1 protein-coding gene is annotated in these 1,077 nt (G+C 49.0%); it reads left to right on the forward strand.

From position 1 onward, the window contains the following. Window positions 1–1,077, forward strand: a 1,077-nt coding sequence (locus tag KDK17_RS19015; protein ID WP_257288819.1) for a hypothetical protein, incomplete at both ends; no start/stop codon positions are given.

The raw sequence follows: 1,077 nt of genomic DNA on the forward strand, positions 1-1,077 counted from the left end.
AAGACAAGGATGGCGAGTTCAGTATGGAGCTGTTCCGCTCCTTCTCATCCATGAATAGTGGCAAAGGCATGCTCAAACAAAAGGAAGTGAAAGAAGTACTCGCCTGGCCAGAATGGAAAGACAAGGATGGCGAGTTCAATATGGAGCTGTTCCGCTCCTTCTCATCCATGAACATGGGCAAAGGCATGCTCAAACATGTGGAAGTGAGAGAGGTGCTGGGCTGGCTCGAATGGAAAGACAACTATGGCGAGTTCAATATGGAGCTGTTCCGCTCCTTCTCGTCTATGAATAATGGCAAAGGCATGCTCAAACATGAGCAAGTGAGCGAGGTTCTGGGCTGGCCGGAATGGAAGGACAAGGATGGCAAGTTTAGTATGGAGCTGTTCCGCTCCCTCTCGTCTATGAATAATGGCAAAGGCATGCTCAAACATGAGGAAGTGAGCGAGGTTCTGGGCTGGCCGGAATGGAAAGACAAGTATGGCGAGTTCAATATGGAGCTGTTCCGCTCCTTCTCGTCTATGAATAATGGCGAAGGCATTCTCAAACATGATGAAGTTAGAGAGGTGCTGGGCTGGCCGGAATGGAAAGACAGGGATGGCGAGTTCAATATGGAGCTGTTCCGTTCCTTCTCGTCTATGAATCATGGCAAAAGCATGCTCAAACATGATCAAGTGAGAGAGGTGCTGGGCTGGCCAGAATGGAAAGACAAGAATGGTGAGTTCAATATAAAGTTGTTCCGCGCCTTCTCGTCCATGAATCATTTCCAGGGCTTGCCCAAACATAAGCCCGTGAAAAAGGTGCTGGGCTGGTTAGGTCAACGGGGAGCAACCAATCATTGGCTACTGAAAATTATGACCAGGCTCTGGGCATCAGCAGGGCTACCCGCTATTGAGGTGCTGCAACATCAGGAAACACAACTGAAACAGTTACTGCTTGCGGAACTTACTGGAGAACACAGCAACCCGGATCATGAAGCAGATGACGAATGCAATAGCGATTCAGAGGATGAAGAGGATGACGACAAATGCAATCGCCAGATAAAAACGGTCGCCCTTTATCTTTCCACCCCTAAGCCAG

Origin of the sequence: Endozoicomonas sp. SESOKO2, from assembly GCF_024606245.1 — a bacterium.
Classification (GTDB): domain Bacteria; phylum Pseudomonadota; class Gammaproteobacteria; order Pseudomonadales; family Endozoicomonadaceae; genus Endozoicomonas_A.